Here is a 19,334-nt window from a genome sequence, read left to right on the forward strand (position 1 = left end):
GTTGGCCCGGCCGCGCTAGGCCGCCGGGCCGGGTTTTCAGATGTCGAACTTCACGCCCTGCGCCAATGGCAATTCGGCCGAGTAGTTCACGGTGTTCGTCTGCCGCCGCATGTAGCCCTTCCAGGCGTCCGAACCGCTTTCGCGTCCGCCACCGGTTTCCTTTTCGCCGCCGAACGCACCACCGATCTCGGCGCCCGAGGGGCCGATATTCACGTTGGCGATGCCGCAATCGGACCCGGCGGGCGACAGGAACTGTTCCGCCTCGCGCATGTTCAGCGTGAACACGCAAGACGACAGGCCCTGCGGCACGTCGTTCTGCATCTCAAGCGCCTCGTCGAAACCGTCATAGCCCATGACATAGAGGATCGGCGCAAAGGTTTCGGTCTTTACGATCTCGGTCTGGCCCGGCATTTCGACGATCGCGGGCTGCATGTAGACACCGCCCTCGGGCACGCCGTCGGACACGCGCTTGCCGCCGAAGACGGTGCCGCCCTCGGCCTCGGCCGCCTTCAACGCGGCCTCCATCGCCTGCCCCGAGGCCTCGTCCACCAGCGGCCCGACCAGCGTGCCTTCGGCCAGCGGGTCACCGATGGGCAGACCGGCATAGGCCTTTTTCAGCCGTGCAACCAGATCGGCACGGATCGAGTTGTGCACGATCAGCCGCCGAAGCGAGGTGCAGCGCTGACCCGCGGTGCCCACGGCCGAGAACACGATGGCCCGCACCGCCATTTCCAGATCGGCCGAGGGGCCCACGATCATGGCGTTGTTGCCGCCCAGCTCCAGGATGCATTTGCCGAACCGCTGCGCCACGATCGGTGCGACCGCGCGGCCCATCCGGGTCGAGCCGGTGGCCGAAATGATCGGCACCGCCTCGCTGGCCACAAGCGCCTTGCCCAGATCGGCACCGCCGATCAGCAGTTGCAGCAGCCCCTCGGGCGCGTCGCCGAACCGGGCCACGGCCTTTTCAAAGATCTTCTGACAGGCCATCGCGGTCAGGGGCGTTTTCTCGGACGGTTTCCAGATCACCGGATCGCCGCAGACCAGCGCCAGCGCCGCGTTCCACGACCAGACTGCGACCGGGAAGTTGAAGGCCGAGATCACGCCGACCGGACCGGCCGGGTGCCAGGTCTCCATCATCCGGTGGCCGGGGCGTTCCGAGGCGATGGTCAGGCCATACAGCTGCCGCGACAGGCCCACGGCAAAATCGCAGATGTCGATCATCTCCTGCACTTCGCCCAGACCTTCCGAGGTGATCTTGCCGGCCTCCCAGCTGACCAGCGCGCCCAGGTCCTCCTTGGCCGCGCGCAGTTCCTCGCCCAGCAAGCGGATCAGCTCGCCCCGGCGCGGGGCGGGCACGGTGCGCCAGACCTTGAAGGCCGCCGTTGCGCGGGCAAAGACCGCATCCATGTCGGCAACGGGTGTTTCATGCACCCGCGCCAGGAAGCGGCCGTCGATGGGCGAGCGGACCTCCAGCGTCCCGCTGGTCAGCTCGGCCGCCGTCAGGCCCAGTTTTTCGAGTGTGTGTTCTGCAGTCATGACTACGTCTTTCATGTTCAGGCCGCCTTGTTCTGGGGGGACACTTCGCCAGCGCGGTACAGCTGGCCGAATTCGGTGTTCAGGAAGTCATCCAGCCCGACCTGCTCTTGCCGGACAAAGCCTTGGGTGGGCAGCGCGCCGGTGCGCATCAGGTCGACCACGCCCAGAACGCCGGCGGCGGTGGTGATCTGGATCGCGCTCCAGACCTGGCCGTCGATGGTGCGGGCAAAGGATTTGTTGATCAGGGATTTCTCGCGCAGGGCCCCGTCGATCATGCCCTTGGCCGTGCAATAGACCAGAACCACATCCTGATCGGTGCGCGGCAGCGCGGTTTCAAAGATGTCCTTCAACAGGTCGCGGCGCTGGCCCAGGCCCAGATCGGTCAACAGCAGCCTCAGGATGTCGCGATGGCCGGGATAGCGGATCGAGCGATAGGACACCGCCCGCGCCTTGCCGGCCAGCGTCTCGGGCAAGGTGCCGAGGCCGCCCGAAGTGTTGAAGCATTCGTATTCCACACCGTCATGGCCGATGATCTCGTAATCCTCGAGCGGCGCGGTCTTGACCCGTTCGCCATTCACGATGGCATCGCAGGGGTTGCAGTATTCGTTGATCAGTCCGTCAGTGGACCAGGTCAGATTGTATTTCAGCGCATTGGTCGGATAGAGCGGCAGCGCGCCCACCCGCATGTGCAGGCTGTCCAGCGTGTCGAAGTCGGCCGCCAGTGCGGCTCCCGCTATGCCGACGAAACCCGGGGCCAATCCGCATTGCGGCATGAAGGCGGTGCCGCTGTCGCGGGCCAGTTCGCGCACGGCGTTGGTCGCGGCGACATCCTCGGTCAGGTCGAAATAATGCGCACCCGCGGCCTTGGCCGCCTTGGCGATGGCAGGCGTCAGGAAAAACGGTGCGGCCGAGATCACCGCATCGAACCCCGCAAGCCCCTGTGCCAGCCCGGCTTCGTCGCCCGCGTCGATCTGGCGGGTGGTGATGCCCTTCCTGTTCAACGCCGACAAGGCCGTCAGGTCATGGTCGACCACGGTTACGGTATAATTGTGCGATTTCTTCAACAGGGCGGCGATCATCTGTCCGATCTTTCCGGCCCCGACGACGCAGATGTTCCAACTCATTGCGCGCCTCCTCCTCTGCTCTGGTTCCAGTATGACCGCGCCGCCGTCCGGGCACAGCAATCGAGTTGACGAAACGGGCGGCTTTTTCGCCATAATGACGAAAATTGAATCATAATGTCGGATCACGGCCGCAGCGTCTTGGAACCTGACGTCAGGGGTGGAAATGCCTTGCAACCGATTGCACCATTTTTGCAATGATGCGACATTCAACAGACCCGATCGACCTCACGAAGGAGACCAGGCAAGTGGGCGTTACGCTGAAGGAAGTTGCGGCCTTGGCCGGGGTGTCGCGGTCGGCGGTGTCGCGCACCTTCACGCCGGGCGCCTCGGTCTCGGCCAAGACCCGCGCCAAGGTGGAAAAGGCCGCCAAGGAACTGGGCTACAGCCCCAACGCGCTCGCCTCGTCGCTGACGACGGGGCGGACCAAGCTGATCGGGCTGATCTCGAACAACTTCCACAACCCCATCTTTCTTGAGGTTTTCGACCAGTTCACCCGCGCCCTGCAGGAACGCGGGCTGCGCCCCCTGATCGTGAACCTGACCGACGAGACCGAGCCCGCCAATTCCGTGCGCATGCTGCGGCAATATTCGGTGGATGCGGTGATCGTCGCCTCGTCGACCTTGCCGCCCAGCTTTGCCAAGGCGTTCCACGATGCCGGCGTGCCGGTGGTGCACACCTTCGGGCGCTCGGCGACCTCGCCCGAGGTGCATGTGGTGGGCATCGACAATGTGGAATGCGGACGCATGGCCGCGCGCGAGTTGGTCTCGCGAGGCTATGCCAGCGTGGGCTATCTGGGCGGGCCGATCGATGCGACCTCGGCACGGGACCGGCAACGGGGCTTTACCGAGGAAATGGCAAACCACCCACAGGTTCCCGTCAGCCACTCTTTCGCCGGGGCCTACTCCTTCGAGGCCGGCCGGGCCGAGATGCTGCGCCTGCTGGCGGGTGACCCGGCGCAGGCCTATTTCTGCGGCGACGACATCCTGTCGATCGGTGCGCTGTCGGCGCTGGCCGACCACGGGCTGAAACCGGGTTCTGACATCGGGATCATCGGCCTGAACGACATGGAGATGTCGCGCTGGGAATACATCAACCTGACGACCATCCATCAGCCGATCAAGCAGATCATCACCGCGTCGGTCGATCTGGTCGAAGAGATGCTGAAAACGCCCGATCGCTACCCCGAGGCGCGGATCTTCCCCTGCCGGGTGATCGAGCGGGGCACGTTGCGGCCCCGCCCCTGATCAACGGAACATCGGCGGGCGCGCGTCCTGCCAGGCGCCCTCGGCCCGGGCCGAGGCCACCGCTGCGTGCACCGCGGCAATCGAACGGACGCCATCGGCGGCATCGGGCAGACCATCACGGGCCTCGCCCCGGATCGCGTCGGCCAGATCGCAATAGATATTGGCTACGGCCAGCGGAAAGCCCTCGGGATGGGCAATCGCCACCCGCGACAGGCGCATCGCGTCTTCATGCAGGCCGCCCTCGCCCTTTTCGATGATCTGGGTTCGTCCACCGACCGGGGTGTAGATCAGCTGGTTGGGGTGTTCGGACGCCCAGCGCAGCCCGCCGGTCTCGCCGAACACCTGGATGTCGAACCCGTGCTGCCGCCCGATCGCCACGGACGAGGTCCACAACCGGCCCACGGTGCCGCCCTCCATGCGGAAATTGACCATCGCGTCGTCTTCCAACTGGCGGCTGGGAATGGTCGAGGCCATGTCGGCCGACAGCGTCGCGACCTCGTCATCGCAGATGAAGCTGGCCATGTGCAGCGCGTGGATGCCGCAATCGGCGAATTGCCCCGACACGCCCGCCATGGCCGGATCATAACGCCAGCGCACGCGCGGATTGTCCGCGTCGGTGGCGTCCCCATGATGGCCGTGGCTGAAATTGGTGACGACCAGGCGCACCTTGCCGATCTCGCCGGCGCGGACCATGGCGCGGGCCTGCCGCACCATCGGATAGGCCGAATAGCAGTAGTTGACCGCACAGATCTTACCCGACTCCCGGGCCACGCGCACGATCTCTTCGCCCTCTTCCACGGTCATGGTCATCGGCTTTTCGCACAGCACGTTGAACCCGGCCTCAAGATAGGCCTTGGCGATCTCGAAATGGGTGGCGTTCGGGGTGGCGATGGTTACAAGGTCGATCCGGTTGGGCCGGTCCTTTTCGCCGGCCAGCATTTCCTGCCAGTCGCCATAGGCGCGGTCGGCGGGCACACCCAGCCGCTGCGCATAGGCGCGCCCCGCCTCGGGCCGGTGGTCCAGCGCGCCGGCGGCGAATTCGAACAGGCCGTCGGCCTGTGCGCCCAGACGGTGGGCGGGTCCGATCTGGCTGCCTTCTCCGCCCCCGATCATGCCCCATTTCAACTTTGCCATGGTCTTGGTCTCTCTGCGAACGATGTTGGAAAACGTGCCGGGCCTAGAACGCGCCGACGTCCTGCCAGCCGCGACTGTCGGCCGAGGCCAGCGCCGCCGCCAGCACCCGGTTGACCTCGTGCCCGTCCCGGAAGGTGGGCCAGTTGCTCCGGCCGGAATGAATGGCGGTCAGAAAATCCTTGGCTTCGATGATGATCTGATCCTGATATCCGGTGCCGTGGCCGGGACCCCGGCAAAAGGGCTCATAATCGGGATGCTCCGGACCGGTCAGGATCTTGGTGAAACCGCGCTGGGCCTCGGGGCCTTCGCGGCGATAGAGCCACAGGGCGTTCTGATCCTCCTGGTCAAACCGGATCGCGCCCTTGGTGCCCGAAATCTCGTAGGCATAACCCATCTTGCGGCCGGTCGCGATACGGCTGAAATAGAGGTTCCCCATGACGCCGTTTTCAAACCGACACATCATCTGGGCGTGGTCGTCATTGGTCACTGCACCGCCCGGGCGGGTGTGGTGAACGGTTTCCACATCGGCCATGACCTGCGCGATCGGCCCCACCAGAGCCAGCGCGCCATTGACCATGTGCGGTGCCAGATCGCCGATGGTGCCGTTGGCCATGCCGGTCGTGCGCCAGGTCGCCGGGGCCTCGGGGTCGGCATAGAAATCCTCGGTATGTTCACCACGGAACCATGTGATGTCGCCAATCGCGCCGTCGGTGATCAGCTGGCGGGCAAACTGGCTGGCCGGGGTGCGGATATAGTTGAACCCGACCATGTTGACGGTGCCCGAGGCCTCGGCCGCCGCCACCATGGCACGGCTGTCCTCGAGCGACGCGCCCAGCGGTTTTTCGCACAGCACCGGCTTGCCCAGTGCCAGCGCCGTCTCGGCGATCTGCCGGTGCGTGGACTGGGGCGAGGCGATCACGACGGCCTCGACCGCCGGATCTTTGACCAAGGCCTGCCAGTCGGCCGTGGCGCGTCGGAAGCCGTAGGCGGCGCGGTAGCGTTCGGCGCTTTCGGGGCTTGAGGCGCAGATCATCTCGAGCCGCGGTCTGAGCGCGGTGTCGAACACGGCGCCCACGGCGGACATGGCCACCGAATGAGCCTTGCCCATATAGCCGCCTCCGACGATTCCGATTCCGATTTCTGGCATTTTGGGCGGCTCCGAACATACTGATTGCAACCGGTTGCAAAATCAGTATCGTGAGAATCGATCCAATGCAAGGTCCATCGGATCGGCGGGATCAAAATGCCTGGGAGGTACAGTTTGAGTCACTTGATCGACGGCATCAAAGGAAACCGGTTTGCCGTTTTCGGGCGCGCTGGCATGGACATGTTCGCCGATCCGGTCGGTGTCAAAAGCGAACATGCCGACATGTTCCGCGCGGACTTGGGCGGTTCGTCCGCGAATATCTGCGCGGGTCTGGTCAAGCTGGGCAGCCAGGCGTCGCTGATCACCTCCATCTCGGATGACGCGGTTGGGCGGTTCTGCCTCAACAAGTTGCATCACTATGGTGTCGACACCTCTTTCATCCGCGTCGTCGGCGGTGAATACCGCATGTCCTTGGCGGTCTATGAAAGCTGCATCGAGGACTTTCAGAACGTCATCTACCGAAACGGCGCCGTCGATTTTCAGGTCACCGAAGATGACATGGACCGGGTCGACTATGGCCGTTTCAGCGCGGCGATCTCGGCCGGAACCGTGTTTGCCGCCGAACCGTCGCGCAGCGCCACCTTCCGCGCCTTCGAAAACGCGCGCAAAGCCGGGCTGCCGGTGATCTTCGACATCGACTACCGGCCCTACAGCTGGCCTTCGGCGCAGGTCGCCGCCGACGTGCTGTCGCGCGCGGGCGAGGCCAGCGACATGATCGTCGGCAATGACGAAGAATTCGGCTTCATGGCCGGTGGGATCGAGAAAGGCTTCCGGAAAGCCTGCGATCTGGCCGAGAAACCCGGCCGCATCGTCATCTACAAGATGGGCGAAAAGGGCGCCGTGACCCTGACCGACGGGCAAGAGATCCACACCGGCATCTACCCGGTCACCGCCGTCAAACCCAACGGCGCGGGCGACAGCTTCATGGCCGGGCTGCTGGCCTCGATCGCGGCGGGCCATTCGCTGGAACAGGCGGTGTTGCGCGGCTCGGCCTGCGCCTCGATCGTCGTGTCCAAACCAGGCTGCGCGCCCGCCATGCCAACCACCGAAGACCTGGACGCTTTCCTTGCGTCCCACCCCGGCCCCACCCCGGCCGGATAGGAGAGCCCGATGCACATCCCCCCGTTCGACAACCAGAACAAACCCATCGTCGATGTCGATGATCCGACCGTGCCGCTGAACTATTTCAACATCGTCAAGTTGAAGCGCGGCGAAGCCTTCGAATACCAGGTCCCAGGGTACGAGACCTGCATCGTGCCCGCCACCGGCAGCGTCGATGTGGATGTCGAGGGCGTGCACTTTGCCCATCTGGGCAACCGGGGCGAGGATGTCTGGGATGGCGAGCCCGAGGGGGCTTATGTCCCGTCAGGGGCACGGGCGCAGATGGTCTGCGTCTCGGATACGGCCGAGGTGTTCGTGGCCGGCGCAAAGTATGACAAGGTGCTGGACCCGTTCGACGTGCGCGAGCATGACTTGGTGCAATATGGCAGCGACGACACCAAGACCCATCGCAAGATCAAGCATATCCTGGGCCAGAAGCAGCATGACAAGGTCGGCCGCCTGCTGGTGAGCGAGCTGTTCACCGTGGGTCAGGGCGGCTGGTCGGGCTTTCCCAGCCACAAGCACGACACCAACCGCCTGCCGGACGAGACCCGGCATGACGAGACCTACAATTTCCGTTTCAAACCGAACTGGGGCTCGGGCCTGCAGATGCTGCAGCGCGAGGACAACGAACCGGGTGACGCCTATCACATCGTCGATGGCTCCACGATCTGTATCGACAAGGGCTATCACCCCTGCTGCGTTCTGCCGGGATACGAGATGTATTATTTCACCATCCTCGGCGGGCTGACCCAACGATCGCTGGTGCAGTATTTCCAACCCACCCACGCCTATCAGATCGAGACGATCCCGGGCATCAAAGACATGATCGCCAAGTTCAAATGACCCTCGTTACGCTCAAAGACGTCCTGCAACCCGCCTATGAACAGGGCTATGCCGTCGGCGGCCTCGTGACGTTGGGCTGGGAGGACATGCGCGCCTATGTCGCCGCCGCCGAAGCCGAGAACGCCCCGGTGATCCTGCAGGCCGGACCCAGCTGCCGCGAGCACACGCCGCTGCCGGTTCTGGGCAAGATGTTCCGGTATCTGGCCGAAAACGCCTCGGTGCCCGTCGTGGCGCATCTGGACCACGGCTATACGTTCGAGGAGTGCAAGATCGCGCTGGACAGCGGGTTCACCTCGCTGATGTTTGACGGGTCGCGCAAGCCCCTGCAGCAAAATATCGACGAGACCGCCGCGATCGCCGAAATGGCCCATGCCGCCGGGATCTCGTGCGAGGGCGAGATCGGCTTCGTCGGCTACTCCGGGGGCGAAGGATCGGCCGGGACCGACCCGGACGAGGCCGCCACCTTCGCCGCCCAGACCGGCGTGGATGCGATGGCGATCTCGGTCGGAAACGTCCACCTTCAGCAGAACAAGGAAGGCGGGCTGGACGAGGACCGCATCCGCCGAATTCAGGCCGTGACCAGCGTACCGTTGGTGATCCATGGCGGATCGGGCGTGCCCGTCGAACAGCGCGCGCGGCTGGCGCGTGAAACCGCGATCTGCAAGTTCAACATCGGGACCGAGTTGCGCATGGCCTTCGGCGCCGCCCTGCGCGAGGCCGTGAACCGCGACCCCGACCGGTTCGACCGGGTGACGATCCTGAAGGAAACCCATGACCCGGTTGAGGCCGCTGCCCGCACCGTGATCCGCGCCTTTGGTGCGCCGCCGCAGCTCTAACCGTCCCGACCTGTGCCGTTCTGCAAAATGCGCTGGCGGGTCCTAGTCGTCGCGCCCCGGTTCGTTTGGATTGCTGGAAAACAGGGCGATCTTGTTGCCCTGTGGGTCCCTCAGATAGCCGACATAGAAGCGAGGTCCGTACATGGCGCGAAAGCCCGGCTGACCTTCATCCGACCCGCCGGCCCGCAGCGCGGCGGCGTGCAGGTCACGCACCTGCTGCTGACTTCGCGCCTCGAAGGCGACCATCGCACCATTCCCGGCCGAGGCCGCAGCCCCATCGAAAGGCGGTTTGACATAAAATTCCGGCAGAACCGGTTGCTGGCCCGGCGGCACCGGCTGGGCGAAACTCAGCCCTTCGGGCCCCTCCTCCAGCGCATAGCCGAGATCCGGCAGAAAGGCGCAGTAAAACCGTTTTGCGCGCGCGATGTCGTCCGCGCCCACCGTGACATAGGAAATCATGCCGCATCCTTCCTTGCCGGGTATCGATCCGTCAACCGGCCTCAGCGTATAGACGTAGGTCCATTCCGGACGGGAACGATCCCTTGGGCGTCAGATCGAGCCGCCCTCGACCATGAAGTTCCCGGCACTGCACATGGCCGCGTCGTCCGAGGCCAGAAACAGCACCATCCGCGCCACATAGACCGGGTCGATCGGGTCGGGCAGGCATTGGCGGTCGATCTGCTTGGCCAGCGCCTCGGGCGTGACCCACAGGTCTTTCTGGCGCTGGGTCATGATCCAGCCGGGCACGACCGTGTTGACCCGGATCCGGTGATCGCCCAGTTCCCGCGCCATGGTGCGGGTCAGGCCGTGCACTGCGGATTTCGCGGTGGCATAGGCGGGAAAGCCCGCGCCGGCCTCCCACCAGGAATTCGAGCCGATATTGATGATCGACCCCGCGCCCTTGTCGATCATGCCCGGCGCTACGGACTGGATGGCAAAGAACATGTGGCGGAGGTTGGTCGCCATGCGCTCGTCCCAATAGTCCGGCGTCACCTCGCGCCAGTCGTGCCGGTCGTCATGCGCGGCGTTGTTGACCAGAACGTCCGCCGCGCCCAGCGCGCCCGCCAGCTCGTCAAAAACGGACCGCAGCGCCGCGATGTCGCGCAGGTCGCAGGCGGCAAAGGCGTGGGTTCCGTCCAGTTCGGCCAGCAGCGCGTTTCCGCCCTCGGCGTTGATGTCGACAAAGCCAACCTTGGCCCCCTGCTCGGCAAAGCCACGCACGATCTCGCGCCCGATGCCCGAGGCCCCGCCGGTCACGAAAACGGTGCGCCCTTTCAGGCTGGGATAGATGGCAAAACCCTTGGTCATTTGTCGCGCTCCATGATCCATTCCACTTCGGGCGCCGGAACGAAACGCCATTTGCGCAGCGGCCCGGCCATGACGTTCAGATAATACATCTCGAACCCGTAGGGCGCCCCGCAAGGGTGGTGCCCGCGCGGCACCAGTACCACATCGCCATCGGACACGGCCATGGTTTCGTCCAACTGACCGTCATCGGTATAGACGCGCTGGATGCCGAACCCGCTGGCCGGGTTCAGGCGGTGGTAATAGGTCTCCTCCAGATAGGTGATGCGGGGATAGTCATCCTCGTCATGCCGGTGGCTGGGGTAGGATGACCAATGGCCGCTGGGGGTGAAGACTTCGGTCACCAGAAGGCTGTCGGCATAATCTTCGGCCTCCATCGCGATGTTGTTGATGTGGCGCGTGTTCGTTCCCTTGCCGCGCTCGGTCAGGGTGATGCCCTCGGGCCCGATCCGGCGCGGGGCATGGCCGCCCTTGCCCGGGGCCGAGCACACGGCGATCACGCAATCGGTTTCGGCCACGGCCTCCCACTCGGTGCCGTTGGGCAGGTACAGGCAATGGGGCGGGGATTTTTCGAACACGTTCATCCGGTCGCCCAGCACGCCCCAATCCTGCCCGGCGCCGGTGATCCGGGCCTTGCCCTCGACCATCACCAGAATGACCTCGCGGTCGCCGGTGATCTCGGCGGCGCGATCCCCGGCCCGCAGGTGATAAAGGCCAAAGCCCACATAGCGCCAGCCGGCGCTGGAGGGCGTGATGTCATGCACCTTGCCATGGGTTCCGAACGGTTTTCTCAGCAGTTCTGCCATCGGTTTCACCTGTGTTGGGGCAGCACCGGCCGCCCGGGTTCCGTCATGCCGCCTGCCGCGCCTGCAGCGCGTCCAGCGCCTGTTCCAACTGCGGCTGCGTCCAGCTTTCCGACACCGCACGGCGCAGGATGTCGGCCTGGCTGGGCGGAGCGTTTCCGCCCACCGGCGGATCGGTATCCAGATTGGTCGGAAAAGGATAGCCTTCGGCCGTGGCCGCGATCGCGGCGCCGATGCGGGCATCATCCAGATCGCCGCGCTGTTTCAATGCCACCAGCGCGGGGAATACGGCCAGACACATCGCCTTGCGGTCCACAGCCTCCATCGCCCGCCCGAAGGCTGACGAGACCTGCAGCAGGTTGGCCATCCGGTGGGTGTCGGCGCTGCTGTTCTCGCCGGCGGCATGGAACAGCGCCGGGTTGAAAAACACCGCATCGCCCTTGGCCAGCGGCAGCTGGATGCAGGCCCGTTCAAAATGCGCCCGATGCGCGTCGTCGTGAAAGGCGACATAGCCGGGGCCATACAGCTGCGAGAAGGGCAACAGCTTGGTCGGGCCGCTTTCAATGGGCATGTCGCAATGGGCAACCGCGCCCTGCAGGGTCAGCGCGGCGGTGACCATATGGGCATGCACCGGGAACTGGGCCGCCTTGTCGGCGGTCTGGAACCCCAGGTGATAGTCGCGATGCGCCTGCTGCGCCTTGCCGCCCGGCCGCACCTGGTTGATCTGCGCGGTCATCTGGTAATCGGGGCCCAGCCAGGCCTCGCTGGCGGCGGCAATCGCCGTGTTGCCGAAATAGAGCGCAAAGCCCTCGGGGTCGCGCAGGCATTGCTTTTGCAGCGCGTTCCACACCCTGTCATTCGCGCCCGAGGCCGCAAAGTGATCGCCCTCGCCGCCCCCGGCCTGACGCTCATCTTCGATGATCCGGCGAAACACCTCGGTCGCCCGGTCGATGACCGCGGTATCCGCATAGGCGCCTTTCAACGCGATCACCCCGGCAGATCGGCCCAGAACCCAGCCCCATTCAGCCAGCAGGGCGCGCCGGGTGTTGGGGGTTTCCAAGGCGGGCCGCAGCGCGTGCATGTCATAGACCGGCACGTTCTTCTCCACAGCGGCCGCGTGGCGCACCTGCTCGGGCCGCAGGCTCTGCGAGGTCAGCACCTTGAATTCGTCCAGATCACAGGACTCGGGGCCGAAATAGCCGGCGAAACCAGGTTGCTGACGGACCATGAAACGCTCCTTTCCCATGGCGGCGCCCCGGGGGGCGAAAGATCAGGCCGTGATCGTCAATCCGGCCTGACCGCAGACCTCGACGATGTGGTCATAGCCCATCTTCGAGTATTCATAGGGCGGGGCCTTGGCCGGGTCCTGCTCGGCCTCGACCACGATCCAGCCTTCGTAATCCATGGCTTTCAACGCATGGGAGACCTCCTGAAAGTCGATGCAGCCATCGCCGGGCACCGTGAAGGCCCCTGCGATCACTGCATCCAGGAAACTGCGCCGGTTGCCGCGGGTGTCGCGCACGATGCCGGGGCGGATGTCCTTGAAATGCACGTGATGCACCCGATCACCCCAGCGGTTCAGCGTAGCCAGTACATCACCGCCGCCGAACAGCAGATGCCCGGTGTCAAAGCACAGCTTAACCTCCGGCCCCGACCCCTCCATCAACCAGTTCACGTCATCTTCGCTTTCTATGATCGTGCCCATGTGGTGGTGATAGGCCATCGGCATCCCCTGATCGGCCATCCACTTGGCCAGTTCGGTGATCTTGGCGCCGTAGGCCTTGATCTCGTCTTTCGACAGCTGCGGGCGGTCATTGACCGGGGTGCCAATCTGGCCCTGAACCGTGTTCGAGCATTCGGCATAGACGATGCAGGGGCTGTTCAACGCCACGAACTGTTCGACCTGCGCGCGCACCGCGTCGCGTTCGGCGGCGAAATCGTTGATCAGCGAATTGCCCGAACACCAGCCGCCGCACAGGGCGATGTCGTTGCCTTCCAGATAGGCGCGCAGGCCTGCGGTATCGGCGGGCATGCGCTGCCCGCGCTCAACCCCGGTATAGCCGATCTGACGCGCCTCTTTCAGGGCCTGTTCCATCGTGAACGCCGCCGTCAGGTCGGGCAGGTCGTCATTTTGCCACGCAATCGGAGAGATGCCGATCTTCACGCTCATTTGGTGTTTCTTTCCTTGATGGCAGCCTCGTAGGCCGCACGTTTTTCATTCACTGCAGGGCGGGTGCTGACCTCGGGCACCGCCACTTCCCACCACGTGCCGCCATATTCGGTCGAGGGGTACGGGTCGGTGTCGATGACGATCACATAGGGGCCTTTGACTTCAGCACGCTTTGCCAGCGCCTCTTCCAGCTCGGCGATCGAGCCGACCTTGACCGAGGTCGCCCCCATCGCCGCCGCATGGGCCGCAAAGTCGATGGCCGAGGGCGTCTCGTGCACCGCATGGTCCAGCAAGTTGTTGAACTCGGCCCCGCCGGTGCCCATCTGCAGCCGGTTGATGCAGCCAAAGCCCCGGTTGTCGGTGATCACCACGGTGAAGGACACGCCCATCATCGCCGCCGTCGCCATTTCCGAGTTGGCCATCATGTAGGTTCCGTCCCCGGTGAAACAGATCACGTCGCGATCGGGCTGGGCCATCTTGATGCCCATGGCGCCGGCGATCTCGTAGCCCATGCAGCTGAAGCCGTATTCCATGTGATAGGCCCCCGGACGCGGCGCCTTCCACAGCTTGTGCAGCTCGCCCGGCATGGTGCCGGCGGCGCACATCACCACCGTGTCGTCATGTGCCGCGCGCTGTACCGCACCCACCACCTGCATGTCGGTGGGCAGCGCGTTGGCGTCACCCGGCGCATGGGTCAGCGCATCGACCTTGGCAAACCACTCGGCCTTGAGCGTGTCGGAAACCGGGTCGGTGCGATAGCCCTGCAGGGCTGCGTCCAGTTCCTCGATCCCGACCCGCGCATCGGCCAGCAGCGGCATCGCGCCGTGTTTCGTGGCGTCATAGGCGGCGGTGTTCAGGCAGACCATCTTGCGCTCGGGGTTGGAAAACAGCCCCCAAGACCCGGTGGTGAAATCCTGAAACCGCGTGCCGATGCCCAGGATCAGATCTGCCTCGGCGCACACGGTGTTGGCGGGTTCGCCCCCGGTCACGCCGACCGGGCCCAGGTTCAGCGGGTGATCCCAGGCCAGGGCCGATTTGCCGGCTTGCGTCTCGGCAACAGGAATGTTGTGGGTCTCGGCAAAGGCCTGCAGCGCGTCGGTCGCGCCGGAATAATGGACACCGCCTCCGGCCACGATGATCGGGCGTTTGGCCGACCGGATGGCCTCGGCCGCGCGGGCCAGCTCGCCTGCGTCGGGGCGGATGCGACGTTGGTGCCAGATGCACGGCTCGAAGAAGCTGAGCGGATAGTCATAGGCCTCGGCCTGCACGTCCTGGCAAAAGCCCAGGGTCACCGGCCCGCAATCGGCCGGGTCGGTCATGGTGCGGAAGGCGCGCGGCAGAGCGGTCAGCAGATGTTCGGGCCGGGTGATCCGGTCGAAATAGCGGCTGACCGGGCGGAAACAGTCATTGGCGCTGACGGTGCCATCCGTAAAGTCCTCGGTCTGTTGCAGCACCGGGTCGGGGCCGCGGGTGGCGAACACATCGCCGGGCAACAGCAGCACCGGCAGGCGGTTCACATGCGCCAGCGCGGCGGCCGTCACCATGTTGGTCGCCCCCGGCCCGATCGACGAGGTCACCGCCATGGCCCGGCTGCGCCGCATCTGCTTGGCATAGGCGATCGCGCAATGGGCCATGGTCTGTTCATTGTGACCGCGATAGGTGGGCAGGCTGTCGCGCACACCGTGCAGCGCCTCGCCCAGACCGGCCACGTTGCCATGGCCGAAAATCGCCCAGACACCGGCGATGAAGGGCTCGCCGTTCTCGTTCATCTGCGCGCCAAGGTAGCGCACTAAGGCCTGCGCCGCGGTCAGTCGGATTGTCTTGCTCATCATGATCCCTTTCAGAACGAGGCCGCTATGGGCAATCCGTTGCAATCATTCTGTCGTGAAAGGATCCGACACGCCCACCACCCAGACCGGGTGGCCCGGCCTGCCGGACCCTGGTGATATTGGTGCCCCGCACGATACGGGACACCGGGGAGAAACCTTCAGACGGTACCGCCCAGCGACCCTTCCAGCTCGGCCATCTCCTGCCCGCCGGCCATCATGTCCTGCAGCTCTTCGGGCGAGATCTCGCCGCGCCGGGCGGTGCCCAGCGTCTTGCCGCGGTTCAGAACCGTGAACCGGTCGCCCACGGCCAACGCGTGCCGGACATTGTGGCTGATGAAGACCACGCCGATGCCCTGGTGGCGCACCTTGTCGATGGTGGCCAGCACGTTCGATGTCTGCCGCACGCCCAACGCCGAGGTCGGTTCGTCCAGAATCAGGATCTTGGCGCCGAAATAGACCGCACGGGCAATCGCCACGGTCTGACGTTCGCCCCCCGACAGGGTGCCCACCGCCTGATCGGGGCCGCGCAGGTTGATGCCCATCTTGCGCATCTCTTCCATGCAGACCTCGTTGGCGTGCTCGATGTCGAACCGTTTCAACAGGCCTTTCCCCTTGGTCGGCTCGCGCCCCATAAAGAAATTGCGCGTGACGCTCATCAGCGGGATCATCGCCAGGTCCTGGAACACGGTGGCGATGCCCGCCTCCATCGCGTCGCGGGGCGTGTCGAAGGACATCGGCTGGCCTTCGAAATAGATCTCGCCCTTGGTGGGTTTGTGCACCCCGGACATCGTCTTGATGAAGGTCGATTTGCCCGCCCCGTTGTCACCCAGCAGGCAGTGGCATTCACCCGGCTTGACGTCGAAACTGACGCCCGCCAGCGCAATGATGTTGCCGAAATGCTTTTCGATCTCTTTCATTTCGACGACCGGGGCCACGTCCTTGACCGCGTCGCCGTGATGGAACTTGGTGTCTTCGGTCATGTCAGCGCTCCCCGGTTACGCGTTTGCGGATCGCGTTGTTGAACAGAACAGCGATCAGCAGCATCGCCCCCAGGAACACCTGGAACCAGTCCTGATCGAAATCGGTATAGGTCAGGCCGATGACCACCATGCCAAAGATGATCGCCCCGAAGAATGCTCCGATGGCCGATCCATACCCGCCGGTCAGCAGACAGCCACCGATCACCGCGGCGATGATCGCCTCGAATTCCTTCTGGAAGCCGCGCCGCGCATCGGTCGAGCCTGCGTCGATCACGGTGATGATCGCCACCAGTGCGGCACAACAGGCAGTCAGCATGAACAGTGAAATCTTGACCCGGTTCACCGGTACGCCCGAGTTCGACGCCGCAACCCGGTCGCCGCCCGAGGCGAAGATCCAGTTGCCGGCCGGGGTGCGCAGCAGAACATAGGTGGCGGCAATGGCGAAGGCCACGAACCACAGGATTTCAACCGGGACACCCGGCACTTTGGGCGCGCCGCTTTTGAACGTGTCGATCAGGCCCTTTTCGGCCAGCCAGGTGAACAGGCTGGCAAAGGCTTCGCCGGAAAAGAACGGCGCGAGCCAGTCATTTTCGACCTGGTCGCGCACGCCGCGCAGCTGGGTCGACCCGCCGGTGGCGGCCTTGAGCCCCACCAGGGACAGGCCGCGCAGAATGAACAGAAACGCCAGCGTCACGATGAAGGATGGCAGGCCCGAGCGGATGACGATGGTGCCGTTGATTGCCCCGACAAAGGCCGCAAAAACAAAAGTCATCGGGATCGCAGCGACCAAGGGCAGCTGCCAGGTCACCACGCAGACCCCGAAGAACAGGCCGGCAAAGGCCACCATGGAGCCGATCGACAGGTCAAACTCGCCCCCGATCATCAGCAGCGCCGCGCCGATGGCCAGAATACCCAGTTGGGCGGCCGGGGTCATGAAGTTCATGATGCCGGCAAGCGTGAACATCGATTCATCGGCCGTGATGGCGAAGAAGATGAAGACAAGGATCGCCCCTGCGATGGCCCCCAGTTCGGGCCGCTTCATCAGCTTGGTCAGGAACGGTTCCTTCTTGATCCGTTCGTCCATCGCCGCTTGTGCAGACTCGGTCATGGTTTCCTCCCGTTTGGCAGGGGCGGCGCCCTGACGCCGCCCCGATTTTCAGCCCGCCGGTATCAGCGGATGCCCTGAGCGGACAGCTCGACCACCTGACCGGCCTTGTCGGCGGTGATCAGGTTCGGACCCGAGGGCACGTTGCCGCCCGGCATCAGGCCGTACTTGGCGTTCAGCGCCATAAACACGACCGGCAGGTAACCCTGCAGATACTGCTGCTGGTCCACGGCAAAGGCCGCGTCACCATCGACGATCGACTGCAGGAAGTTGGCCGACAGGTCGAACGAAGCCACGTTCACATCGCGCCCCGACCCTTTGACGGCGGCCACTGTGGGCTCACCGGCCGAGCTTGCTCCCAGCGCCATCACGGTATCGACGCTTTCATCCGAAGCCAGAGCCGCCGACACTTTCGACTCGATCTCGGACGGGTCGTTCGACGTGGGCAGAACAGTCACGTTGCCGCCAAAGCCTTCGGCAAAGCCCGCGCAGCGCAGGTCCAGCGCGACGTTTCCGACCTCGTGGTTCACACAGATCGCGTTCTTGCCGCCCATTTCGGCGAGCTTCTCACCGGCGGCCTTGCCGGCGTCGAACTCATCCTGGCCGACATGCAGCGCCGCGCCCAGTTTCTTGGACACGTCCGAGCCCGAGTTCATCGAGATCACCGGGATGCCCGCGGCGACCGCGCGTTCGATCGAGGGGCCAAGCGCGTCGGCGTCCGGGATCGAGACGATCAACCCGTCGGGTTCCTGGTTCACGGCGGCATCGATCAGCTGCGACATGGCGACCATGTCGAAGGTTTCGGGCGCGCGGTATTCGACGTTCACGCCCATATCCGTGCCGGCCTGCTCGACCCCGTTCTTGACCACGTTCCAGAACGCGTCATTCGCCTGGCCGTGCGATACCACGACGATGTCCTGCGCAAAGGCCGGAGTGACCAGCGCCAGCGCGCCGGCAGCCAAAGCACCTTTGAAAAATTTGTTCATTACGTTTCCTCCCACTAGGACAGATTTTTGTCTTGTCCGGGTCCTGGACCCATTCATCCGGCAAGGCCGAATCTCTGTCGCACCGATACGCATCGGGGCCGTTTCAGTTTCAATACTTCACGTCATTTTGCAACCGGTTTCAAAATTTCCTCCAGCTTTACCGGAATACCCGTCCTGACCGATCGGGTCGCAGCTTCGGCCAGGGCCAGCGCTGCGACGCCGTCTTCCAGCGTCACCGGCACGGCGGATCCGGTCTTGACCGCAGTCACGAACGCATCCCATTCCGCCCGATAGGCAGGCATGTAGCGTTCGAGGAAGAAGTAGGTCGGCTTGGCACTGATCACGCCGTCGGACGTGGATTTCACCAGGTTGTTCTCGAGCACGTTGCGCGCCTGCAGCAGCCCGCCGGACCCCAAGACCTCGACCCGTTGATCATAGCCGTATACGGCCCGGCGAGAATTCTTGATGACGGCGATCCGACCGTCCTTGTAGGTCATGGTGACGACGGCTGTGTCCACATCCCCCGCCTCGGCGATGGCGGGGTCCACGGTCGATGTGCCAACGGCCGAAACAGTGACCGGTAAGTCACCCATGATGAAATTGGCGAGGTCGAAATCATGTATCGTCATGTCCCGAAATAATCCGCCCGATACTTTGACATAGGAAATCGGGGGCGGCGCCGGATCAAAAGAAGTGATCGACAGCAATTCGGGGCTTCCGATCTCGCCGGACTGAACGGCGGATTTCAATGCGCCAAAGCCCGGATCGAAACGCCGATTGAACCCGATCATGACCGGTTGACCAGTACCTGCCACGGCTTGCTGGCAGGCGAGGGCGCGGTTCAGGTCCAGATCGACCGGCTTTTCGCACAGAACGGCCTTGCCCGCGTCGGTCGCCGCCTCAATGAGGTCCGAATGCGTATCCGTCGGCGTGGCGATCAGTACCGCGTCGATATCCGGGTCGGCGATGATGTCTTCCGACGTGCGCGCTACAGCTCCATGCGCTTGCGCCAGACGTGCGGCGGCGTCTTCCATTGCGTCCGAAACCGCAACAAGCGTGCTGTCCGGGTGGTCCGAAATGGCTTGCGCGTGGACGGTTCCGATGCGCCCTGCTCCAAGCAATCCGATTCTGAGCATTGTGACCTCTGGGTATATTTCTGGCGGGAGCATGTTCTTTTTTGCAACCGGT

Annotated in this window: 18 protein-coding genes; 4 read left to right on the forward strand and 14 right to left on the reverse strand. The window is 64.3% G+C overall.

The features are described from left to right. Window positions 1-36: 36 nt before the first annotated feature. Entirely contained in the window at window positions 37-1,536 is a 1,500-nt protein-coding gene (amaB, locus tag ACR0NB_RS15505; protein WP_480728646.1) for an L-piperidine-6-carboxylate dehydrogenase, read from the reverse strand. 17 nt (window positions 1,537-1,553) lie between these two features. Next, window positions 1,554-2,660 (reverse strand): saccharopine dehydrogenase family protein, encoded by a 1,107-nt coding sequence (locus ACR0NB_RS15510; RefSeq protein WP_480776145.1) that lies wholly within the window; start codon window positions 2,658-2,660, stop codon window positions 1,554-1,556. Between the two features lie 245 nt (window positions 2,661-2,905). Here ACR0NB_RS15510 and ACR0NB_RS15515 point away from each other — a divergent pair, with 245 nt between their 5' ends. Then, entirely contained in the window at window positions 2,906-3,904 is a 999-nt protein-coding gene (locus ACR0NB_RS15515; protein ID WP_170343223.1) for a LacI family DNA-binding transcriptional regulator, read from the forward strand. On the opposite strand, the gene ACR0NB_RS15520 is transcribed toward ACR0NB_RS15515, so the two are convergent. Continuing rightward, complete coding sequence (locus tag ACR0NB_RS15520) at window positions 3,905-5,038, reverse strand: Gfo/Idh/MocA family protein (RefSeq protein ID WP_480776146.1); 1,134 nt, start codon at window positions 5,036-5,038, stop codon at window positions 3,905-3,907. Between the two features lie 43 nt (window positions 5,039-5,081). Next, a complete protein-coding gene (locus ACR0NB_RS15525) occupies window positions 5,082-6,185 on the reverse strand; it encodes a Gfo/Idh/MocA family protein (protein ID WP_480776147.1) in 1,104 nt (367 codons plus the stop codon). Window positions 6,186-6,281: 96 nt separating this feature from the next. Between ACR0NB_RS15525 and ACR0NB_RS15530 the strand changes: the two genes are divergently transcribed. From ACR0NB_RS15530 to ACR0NB_RS15540, 3 genes are read left to right on the forward strand one after another with little or no spacing between them, the layout of a single operon-like run. Next, a complete protein-coding gene (locus tag ACR0NB_RS15530) occupies window positions 6,282-7,286 on the forward strand; it encodes a PfkB family carbohydrate kinase (RefSeq protein ID WP_480776148.1) in 1,005 nt (334 codons plus the stop codon). A gap of 9 nt (window positions 7,287-7,295) precedes the next feature. Then, a complete protein-coding gene (locus ACR0NB_RS15535; protein WP_170456715.1) occupies window positions 7,296-8,132 on the forward strand; it encodes a 5-deoxy-glucuronate isomerase in 837 nt (278 codons plus the stop codon). Beyond that, entirely contained in the window at window positions 8,129-8,968 is an 840-nt protein-coding gene (locus ACR0NB_RS15540) for a class II fructose-bisphosphate aldolase (protein WP_480776149.1), read from the forward strand. Before ACR0NB_RS15535 ends, ACR0NB_RS15540 begins: the two co-directional genes overlap by 4 nt. 42 nt (window positions 8,969-9,010) lie before the next feature. Here ACR0NB_RS15540 and ACR0NB_RS15545 read toward each other — a convergent pair whose 3' ends face one another. The 10 genes from ACR0NB_RS15545 to iolG form a co-directional block, all read right to left on the reverse strand. Beyond that, complete coding sequence (locus ACR0NB_RS15545) at window positions 9,011-9,427, reverse strand: VOC family protein (RefSeq protein ID WP_480776150.1); 417 nt, start codon at window positions 9,425-9,427, stop codon at window positions 9,011-9,013. Between the two features lie 90 nt (window positions 9,428-9,517). Then, window positions 9,518-10,276 carry an SDR family NAD(P)-dependent oxidoreductase gene (locus ACR0NB_RS15550; protein WP_480776151.1) on the reverse strand — a complete coding sequence of 253 codons (759 nt, stop codon included), beginning with the start codon at window positions 10,274-10,276 and terminating at the stop codon, window positions 9,518-9,520. Continuing rightward, entirely contained in the window at window positions 10,273-11,079 is an 807-nt protein-coding gene (gene iolB / locus ACR0NB_RS15555) for a 5-deoxy-glucuronate isomerase (protein WP_480776152.1), read from the reverse strand. Before iolB ends, ACR0NB_RS15550 begins: the two co-directional genes overlap by 4 nt. A gap of 43 nt (window positions 11,080-11,122) precedes the next feature. Next, on the reverse strand, window positions 11,123-12,304 hold the full coding sequence (locus ACR0NB_RS15560; protein WP_480776153.1) for a phytanoyl-CoA dioxygenase family protein: 1,182 nt from the start codon (window positions 12,302-12,304) through the stop codon (window positions 11,123-11,125). Window positions 12,305-12,346: 42 nt separating this feature from the next. Next, the gene (gene iolE, locus ACR0NB_RS15565; protein WP_480776154.1) at window positions 12,347-13,246 is read right to left on the reverse strand and encodes a myo-inosose-2 dehydratase; all 900 of its coding nucleotides are present in this window, start codon (window positions 13,244-13,246) and stop codon (window positions 12,347-12,349) included. Further along, window positions 13,243-15,075, reverse strand: a complete 1,833-nt coding sequence (gene iolD / locus ACR0NB_RS15570) for a 3D-(3,5/4)-trihydroxycyclohexane-1,2-dione acylhydrolase (decyclizing) (RefSeq protein ID WP_480776155.1) — start codon at window positions 15,073-15,075, stop codon at window positions 13,243-13,245. The genes iolE and iolD overlap by 4 nt, the downstream gene beginning before the upstream one ends. Before the next feature lie 158 nt (window positions 15,076-15,233). Then, window positions 15,234-16,055, reverse strand: a complete 822-nt coding sequence (locus ACR0NB_RS15575) for an ATP-binding cassette domain-containing protein (protein WP_093963708.1) — start codon at window positions 16,053-16,055, stop codon at window positions 15,234-15,236. A gap of 1 nt (window position 16,056) precedes the next feature. Then, complete coding sequence (locus ACR0NB_RS15580; protein WP_170343202.1) at window positions 16,057-17,163, reverse strand: ABC transporter permease; 1,107 nt, start codon at window positions 17,161-17,163, stop codon at window positions 16,057-16,059. A 62-nt stretch (window positions 17,164-17,225) separates the two neighbouring features. Continuing rightward, window positions 17,226-18,146, reverse strand: a complete 921-nt coding sequence (locus tag ACR0NB_RS15585; RefSeq protein WP_170452022.1) for a sugar ABC transporter substrate-binding protein — start codon at window positions 18,144-18,146, stop codon at window positions 17,226-17,228. Between the two features lie 122 nt (window positions 18,147-18,268). Then, window positions 18,269-19,282 (reverse strand): inositol 2-dehydrogenase, encoded by a 1,014-nt coding sequence (iolG, locus tag ACR0NB_RS15590; protein ID WP_480776156.1) that lies wholly within the window; start codon window positions 19,280-19,282, stop codon window positions 18,269-18,271. Window positions 19,283-19,334 lie beyond the last annotated feature (52 nt).

This window comes from Ruegeria sp. CG3 (assembly GCF_056537205.1).

Excerpts from the sequence above, each read along its gene's own strand:
- amaB (WP_480728646.1), bottom strand. The coding sequence starts at position 1,536 with ATGACTGCAGAACACACACTCGAAAAACTGGGCCTGACGGCGGCCGAG.
- ACR0NB_RS15510 (WP_480776145.1), bottom strand. The coding sequence starts at position 2,660 with ATGAGTTGGAACATCTGCGTCGTCGGGGCCGGAAAGATCGGACAGATG.
- ACR0NB_RS15520 (WP_480776146.1), bottom strand. The coding sequence starts at position 5,038 with ATGGCAAAGTTGAAATGGGGCATGATCGGGGGCGGAGAAGGCAGCCAG.
- ACR0NB_RS15525 (WP_480776147.1), bottom strand. The coding sequence starts at position 6,185 with ATGCCAGAAATCGGAATCGGAATCGTCGGAGGCGGCTATATGGGCAAG.
- ACR0NB_RS15530 (WP_480776148.1), top strand. The coding sequence starts at position 6,282 with ATGCCTGGGAGGTACAGTTTGAGTCACTTGATCGACGGCATCAAAGGA.
- ACR0NB_RS15535 (WP_170456715.1), top strand. The coding sequence starts at position 7,296 with ATGCACATCCCCCCGTTCGACAACCAGAACAAACCCATCGTCGATGTC.
- ACR0NB_RS15540 (WP_480776149.1), top strand. The coding sequence starts at position 8,129 with ATGACCCTCGTTACGCTCAAAGACGTCCTGCAACCCGCCTATGAACAG.
- ACR0NB_RS15545 (WP_480776150.1), bottom strand. The coding sequence starts at position 9,427 with ATGATTTCCTATGTCACGGTGGGCGCGGACGACATCGCGCGCGCAAAA.
- ACR0NB_RS15550 (WP_480776151.1), bottom strand. The coding sequence starts at position 10,276 with ATGACCAAGGGTTTTGCCATCTATCCCAGCCTGAAAGGGCGCACCGTT.
- iolB (WP_480776152.1), bottom strand. The coding sequence starts at position 11,079 with ATGGCAGAACTGCTGAGAAAACCGTTCGGAACCCATGGCAAGGTGCAT.
- ACR0NB_RS15560 (WP_480776153.1), bottom strand. The coding sequence starts at position 12,304 with ATGGTCCGTCAGCAACCTGGTTTCGCCGGCTATTTCGGCCCCGAGTCC.
- iolE (WP_480776154.1), bottom strand. The coding sequence starts at position 13,246 with ATGAGCGTGAAGATCGGCATCTCTCCGATTGCGTGGCAAAATGACGAC.
- iolD (WP_480776155.1), bottom strand. The coding sequence starts at position 15,075 with ATGAGCAAGACAATCCGACTGACCGCGGCGCAGGCCTTAGTGCGCTAC.
- ACR0NB_RS15575 (WP_093963708.1), bottom strand. The coding sequence starts at position 16,055 with ATGACCGAAGACACCAAGTTCCATCACGGCGACGCGGTCAAGGACGTG.
- ACR0NB_RS15580 (WP_170343202.1), bottom strand. The coding sequence starts at position 17,163 with ATGACCGAGTCTGCACAAGCGGCGATGGACGAACGGATCAAGAAGGAA.
- ACR0NB_RS15585 (WP_170452022.1), bottom strand. The coding sequence starts at position 18,146 with ATGAACAAATTTTTCAAAGGTGCTTTGGCTGCCGGCGCGCTGGCGCTG.
- iolG (WP_480776156.1), bottom strand. The coding sequence starts at position 19,282 with ATGCTCAGAATCGGATTGCTTGGAGCAGGGCGCATCGGAACCGTCCAC.